This is a genomic window from Luteibacter sp. P4_D7_3, assembly GCF_056401735.1.
The window spans coordinates 1-5,943 of record NZ_JBFUIT010000253.1; the positions used below are offsets into that span (position 1 = coordinate 1).

Genomic DNA, 5,943 nt, shown 5'->3' on the forward strand with positions numbered 1-5,943 from the left:
CACAAAAACGCCAGCCCGAAGGCTGGCGTTTTCACAACAACGAATCAACCCGACCGATCGCTACAGATCAGCAGTTGTCGTCGGCGCCGAACGGGTCGTCGAGGATGATCGTGTCATCGCGGTCGGCACCCGTCGCAACCAGTGCCAGCTTGCAGCCCGAGAGTTCCTCGACGGCACGCAGATAGGCACGAGCGGCCGGCGGCAGCTTGTTCCAGTCGCGGATGCCTGCGGTGGACTCTTCCCAACCCGGGAACTCGAGGTAGACCGGCTTGCACTCGGCCCAGCCATCGGCGTCCAGCGGCGCCAGCTCACGACGCTTACCGCGGTATTCGTACGCGATGCAGACCTTGATGCTTTCCAGGCCGTCGAGCACGTCGAGCTTGGTGATGGCCAGGCCATCGATGCCGTTGATCTGCACGGCACGCTTCAGCGCGACAAGGTCGATCCAGCCACAGCGACGCGGACGGCCCGTGCTGGCGCCGAACTCGTTGCCCTTTTTGCGCAGCAGTTCGCCCATCTCATCGTTGAGTTCGGTCGGGAATGGACCGCCACCGACGCGCGTGGCGTAGGCCTTGCAGATGCCGAGCACGTAGTCGATGTCGCGCGCGCCGACGCCGGTACCGGCCAGCGCACCGCCCACCGTCGTGTTCGACGAGGTGACGTACGGATACGTGCCGTGGTCGATGTCGAGCAGCGCGCCCTGCGCACCCTCGAACAGGATATTGCCGCCTTCCTTGCGCACGTCGTGCAGGATGGTAGCGACGTCGTCGACCATCGGACGCAGGTACTCGCCCCAGGTCAGGGCTTCGTCGAGCACGGTCTGGTAATCGACCGGCTCGGCCTTCAGCCACTGGGTGAGCACGAAGTTGTGGTACTCGACGGCGGCCTGCACTTTCTCGGGCAGCTCATGCGGGTACATGAGGTCGGCCACGCGGATGGAGCGGCGGGCGACCTTGTCTTCGTACGCCGGGCCGATACCGCGCCCGGTGGTACCGATCGCCTTGGCGCCGGAGGCGACTTCGCGCGCCTTATCGACAGCAATGTGGTACGGCATGATCAGCGGGGTGGCCGGCGAGATCTTCAGACGCGGACGGACGTCCACGCCCTGAGCCTCGAGCTCGGCGATTTCGCTCATCAGGGCGGCCGGCGACAGGACCACGCCGTTACCGATCAGGCAGAGCGCGTCGTCGCGCAGGATGCCTGAGGGAATCAGGTGCAGGACGGTCTTCTTGCCCTTGATCACCAGCGTATGACCGGCGTTATGGCCACCCTGGAAACGCGCGACGGCACCGACGCGCTCAGTGAGAAGATCGACGATCTTGCCCTTGCCCTCGTCGCCCCATTGCGCGCCCAGAATAACGACTGACTTACCCATTTTGACGGTTCTCTTTAGTTGCGTTGCCCAGCAGGGCGATGTGGATCTTGATTAGCGCGCGCGGCCGGGGCCGTCATTGAGATAGCGCAGGAATTCGGAATCGGGCTTGAGCACCAGCACGCCCTTGCCGTCGGCGAAGGATTTACGGTAAGCCGCGAGGCTTCGGTAGAACGAGAAGAACTCGGGATCCTGGCTGTAGGCCTGGGCGTAGATGGCGGCCGCCTGCGCGTCGCCGTCGCCCTTGACCTTGGTCGCGTCGCGATTGGCGTCGGCGAGCAGGACCACCTTCTGGCGATCGGCATCGGCACGAATCTTCTCGGCGCTTTCCTGGCCCGTGTAACGCAGTTCGTTGGCGAGCTGGAGGCGCTCGTTACGCATGCGCTTGTAGACCGAGCCACTGACTTCGTCGGGCAGGTCGATGCGCTTGATGCGAACGTCGACGATGGCGATGCCGAGGTTCTTCCGCGCCGCCACATCGGTGTCCTTGCGCACCTGCCCGGTGATGTCCTCGCGGCCACCGGCGATCAGGTCTTCGAGGTTGCGCGAGTTGAACTCGTGGCGCAGGGCGTCTTTCACGATCGGCGTCAGGCGCTGAATAGCCTGCGTTTGCTCGCCCGACGTGGCGCGGTAATACGCCGCGTTATCGGCGATGCGCCACTTCACGTAGAAGTCGACGTTGACGCTCTTCTTCTCGAGTGTGAAATAGCGCTCGGGTTGCGCATCCAGTCCGAGGATACGGTTATCGAAGCGCATCACCTGCTGCACGACGGGAATCTTGAAGTGCAGGCCGGGCTGGTAGTCGGCTCGCACGATGCGGCCGAACTGCAGCAGGAGGGCATTCTCGCCTTCCTTGACGACAAAGGCACTGTTGAAGCCCAGCAGGACGACGACGAGGACGATGAGGCCGGAAATGTATTTCACTGCGCATTCCCCTGCGGATTCGGGTTCGCGTCGGTGGTGGCCGACTGGATGACCGGACCCACGCCAGGCACGTTGCGAACCGTGCCGCCGTTCGACTCGACCGGAAGCTGAATGATGTTCTTGCCGTTGGTGCCGTCGACGACCTTCGGATTGCCGGCCATGACTTCCTCGACGGTCTCGAGCCAGAGGCGACGACGCGTGACTTCCGGCGCGGCGCGGTATTCCTTCAGCAGCGCATTGAAGCGGTCGACGTCACCGTTGGCGCGTGCGATGCGCTCCACGCGCTCGCCCTGCGCTTCGGCGGCAGCACGCGCGGCATCGCCACGGGCAACCGGCACGACCTGGCTCTCGTAGGCGCGAGCCTTGTTCTCTTCGCTTTGCTTGTCTTCGCGGGCGGCGTTGACGTCGTCGAAAGCGTCCTTCACTTCCTTCGGCGGCGACACGTTCTGGAAGCTCACACCCGTGACCAGGATGCCGGCGTCGTACTTGTCGAGCGTGGCCTGAAGGATGTCGCGCGTCTGCTGCTGCAGGGTTTCCTTCGCCGCCGGAGCGACGCCTGCCACGGGAGCCTGCGCCGGCGTAGGCGTATCGACGCCCGGCGTGGTCAGGATGTTGTCCATGATGTTGGCACCGACGACGGAGCGGACAGCCGCTTCCGACGCATTCTTCATCGTGCCGTTTTCGATGTCGTTGTTCGAATACAGGAACTTGCGCGCATCGGAAACCTGGTACTGCACGTTGAAGTCGATCGCGATGATGTTCTCGTCGCGGGTGAGCATCGACACGTTGTCCGAGATCGAACGGACCTGGGTCATCTCGACCTTGGTGACCGTTTCGATCGGGCTGGGTGCCTTCAGGTGGAAACCGGGCGGAAGTACGCGAGAGAACTGGCCGAAGCGCAGCACCACACCCACCTGCCGGGCGTCGATCACCGTGTAGCTGCTGACCAGCAGCCAGGCCACGACGAAGACGAGGACGACAGCGAGTACGCCGCCGCTCCCCGCGCCGAACTTGCCAAAGCGAGCCTTGAGGCTTTTGAGCATGCCGTCGAGATCGGGCTTGCGCCCGCTCGACCGGTTGCGGTTCCAGGGATCCTTCTGGCCGTTACCGGGTTCGTTCCAAGCCATGGGCGACAGTCTCCTTGGGGGACCGGAGGGTGGGCGGCTGGCAAGCCTTCAGGTGAACCCGAACAGCGGGGATGGGCGGTGGGCGTGGTGGCGCCCGCCGCCGCGCCGAATGGGCACGCAAACGTTGTGAATTCTAGCAGACGGAGGCGGATCGGTGCTCGATGGCGACCGATCAGAACTCCGCGTGGGGTGGGTCGATCAGGTCACGGAGCGATCTGGCGTTGGCATCGTCGCCGATCAACGGCGCCAGCACTGAGCGCGGCGCGTCGATATCCAGGTGCCAGCCGTGCTCGTCGATGGCCTCCCCGGCGATCGCGCCAGCCGCTTTCAAACGGGCATGAAGGCGCCCGGCACTGAGAGGAAGCTCAAGACCCGCACGAATCCGGTCGCCACCAAGCAACTCGCCCAGCGCCTCACGCAGCCCTTCAAGCCCGGCGCCACTCGCCGCCGAGAGCCAGACCTGGCGTGGCTTGCCGTCTTCGCCGCGATCGACGCGCGGTTCGGCGTCGATCAGATCGACCTTGTTCATCACCGACAGCTGGGGCACGTCGCCGGCACCGATCTCCTCGAGCACGTCGTTGACCACCCGGCGAAGCATGTCGCGCTCCTCGTCGGCGGCATCACTGACGTGGATGAGCAGGTCGGCGTCGCGGGCCTCGGCCAGCGTGGCGCGGAAAGCGGCGACGAGGTCATGCGGCAGTTCCCGAATGAAACCGACCGTGTCGGCGATCACCGCGGGGCCGCAGGACAGGCCGTCGATCTTGCGAACCGTGGGGTCCAGGGTGGCGAACAGCTGGTCGGCGACGTAAACGCCGCCGGTGGTCAGCGTATTGAATAACGTGGACTTGCCGGCATTGGTGTAGCCGACCAGGGCCACGCGCGGCACCGTGTTGCGCAGGCGCGAGCGACGCTGCTGGTCGCGCTGTGTCTGCACTTTCTCCAGACGCTTGCTCAGCATCTTCACCCGCTCGGCAAGCAAGCGGCGGTCGGTTTCCAGCTGGGTTTCGCCCGGGCCGCGGTTGCCGATGGCACCGCCGCGCTGGGCGTCCAGATGGGTCCAGCCGCGGACCAGGCGAGTCGCGATGTGCTTGAGCTGGGCCAGCTCGACTTCGAGCTTGCCTTCATGGGAGCGGGCGCGCTGGGCGAAGATGTCGAGAATCAGCCCGGCGCGATCGACGACCCGCGTCCCCAGGTGCTTTTCGAGATTTCGCTCCTGCACGGGCGTGAGCTCGTGATCGACGAGGACCAGATCGGCCTCGAGCGCGCGCACGGCTTCGGCGACCTCGTCGGCCTTGCCGCTACCTATGTAGAAACGGGGGTTGGGGGACGCCACCCGGGCCGGGATGCTGGCCAGGACCTCGGCGCCGGCCGAAGCGACCAGTTCGGCGAATTCTTCGCCACGACGAATCGCGTCGCCTTCGCTACGCGAATGCGGCAGGACCAGCACGGCCCGCTCGCCTTTCTTTTGCCTATCGAACACTTAGGGGGATGACCTCATGCAGAAGAAGGGGTGCGCGCTGCCAAAGCATACGCGCACCCGTCCCTTTACATATGGGTTGTCGCCTGGGCCCCTCAACCCTCGGCGTCGCCCGCACCCGATTCCGAGTGATTCTCGTGGCCACCGACCCGCACATTGCGACTCGGCACGACCGTCGAGATGGCGTGCTTGTAGACCATCTGGCTCACCTGATTACGCAGCAGAACCACGAACTGGTCGAACGACTCGATCGTGCCCTGCAGCTTGATACCGTTCACCAGGTAAATGGCGACCGGCACACGCTCACGGCGAAGCGCATTCAAAAACGGATCCTGCAACGACTGCCCTTTGGACATTTCTTCTTCTCCCCTACGCCTTTCGTACGGGTCCGGGTAAAAAAACGCCAAATGGCGCCCCAGCCCAAGTGTCTTGAATCTTAACTGCTTTTAAACGCCAGCAGGAAGCACCGGACGTGACGACATCGGCATTCCCAGGAACTGCCCGAGAGCCCTGTCCACTTCCGGCAACGGATCCCCCCGGTCCGGGTCAAACATGCGCGCGTCCAGCTCGCTGCGCAGCCAGGTTATCTGCCGCTTCGCGAGTTGCCGCGTTGCATAGATACCACGGTCGCGGAGGTTCGTGGCGTCGCCCTGCCCGTCCAGATACTCCCAGGCCTGCCGGTAGCCCACGGCGCGGATCGCCGGGAGGTCGGCATGCAGGTCGCCACGGGCCTTCAGGGCCCTGACTTCATCGAGAAAACCGTCGCCCAGCATGGCGTCGAAGCGCGTGGCGATGCGCTCGTGGAGGGCCTTGCGGTCGTCGGGCAGAAGGGCGAGCTTGAGCACCCGCCACGGCAGGCGATCGCCAACCGCCTGCTTCTGCAGATCGGTCAGGCGCTTGCCCGTCAGCGCCATGACCTCGAGGGCGCGCTGGATGCGTTGGGCGTCACCGGGCCGAATACGCTCACCGGCCACGGGATCCAGCGCTGCCATACGGGCATGGAGTGCCGCCCAACCCACGATCGCCGCTTCGGCGCCCAGACG

General features: G+C 64.8%; 6 protein-coding genes. All 6 read right to left on the reverse strand.

All coding sequences use genetic code 11. The features are described from left to right. Positions 1–67 precede the first annotated feature (67 nt). A complete protein-coding gene (locus AC1DSN_RS17195; protein ID WP_213948356.1) occupies positions 68–1,375 on the reverse strand; it encodes an adenylosuccinate synthase in 1,308 nt (435 codons plus the stop codon). A 51-nt stretch (positions 1,376–1,426) separates the two neighbouring features. Continuing rightward, positions 1,427–2,296, reverse strand: a complete 870-nt coding sequence (gene hflC, locus AC1DSN_RS17200) for a protease modulator HflC (RefSeq protein ID WP_063573604.1) — start codon at positions 2,294–2,296, stop codon at positions 1,427–1,429. After that, positions 2,293–3,423: an FtsH protease activity modulator HflK gene (hflK, locus tag AC1DSN_RS17205; protein WP_063573603.1), complete on the reverse strand. Its 1,131-nt coding sequence runs from the start codon at positions 3,421–3,423 to the stop codon at positions 2,293–2,295. Before hflK ends, hflC begins: the two co-directional genes overlap by 4 nt. Before the next feature lie 172 nt (positions 3,424–3,595). Continuing rightward, positions 3,596–4,903, reverse strand: coding sequence for a ribosome rescue GTPase HflX (gene hflX, locus AC1DSN_RS17210; RefSeq protein WP_477296881.1), 1,308 nt, complete (start codon positions 4,901–4,903; stop codon positions 3,596–3,598). Between the two features lie 92 nt (positions 4,904–4,995). After that, a complete protein-coding gene (gene hfq, locus AC1DSN_RS17215; RefSeq protein ID WP_213948357.1) occupies positions 4,996–5,256 on the reverse strand; it encodes an RNA chaperone Hfq in 261 nt (86 codons plus the stop codon). Positions 5,257–5,346: 90 nt separating this feature from the next. Then, a partial coding sequence (locus AC1DSN_RS17220; RefSeq protein ID WP_477331867.1) for a tRNA (adenosine(37)-N6)-dimethylallyltransferase occupies positions 5,347–5,943 on the reverse strand: 597 nt, incomplete at its 5' end.

Coding starts and splice junctions, on each gene's coding strand:
- AC1DSN_RS17195 (WP_213948356.1), bottom strand. CDS start 1,375: ATGGGTAAGTCAGTCGTTATTCTGGGCGCGCAATGGGGCGACGAGGGC.
- hflK (WP_063573603.1), bottom strand. CDS start 3,423: ATGGCTTGGAACGAACCCGGTAACGGCCAGAAGGATCCCTGGAACCGC.
- hfq (WP_213948357.1), bottom strand. CDS start 5,256: ATGTCCAAAGGGCAGTCGTTGCAGGATCCGTTTTTGAATGCGCTTCGC.